Here is a 241-nt window from a genome sequence, read left to right as displayed (position 1 = left end):
ATGAGTGAAAACCCGGATGTCATCCGAGCAGATATTGAAGCAACCCGCGCGCGGCTGGGCACGAACGTCGATGCCGTAGCGGACAAGGTCACCCCGTCCCACATCGTCCAGCGCCAGACGGACAAGGTCAAGGATGCCGTCTTCGGCGTGAAGGAGAAAGTTATGGGCTCTGCCGACCACACCGCGGGCACCATGCACTCGGCCGCCGGCAGCGCCGGGACGCACCTGAGCGACGCCGGTA

The 241-nt window shown here is 64.3% G+C and carries 1 protein-coding gene; it reads left to right on the top strand.

Annotated elements, in window-relative coordinates:
• A partial coding sequence (locus FS787_RS17905) for a DUF3618 domain-containing protein (protein ID WP_144674649.1) occupies positions 1-241 on the top strand: 241 nt, incomplete at both ends.

This window comes from Arthrobacter sp. U41 (assembly GCF_007679325.1).
Taxonomy (GTDB): domain Bacteria; phylum Actinomycetota; class Actinomycetes; order Actinomycetales; family Micrococcaceae; genus Arthrobacter.
Note: the sequence above shows the minus strand (reverse complement) of the source record. Positions and strands in the feature narration are given on the sequence as shown.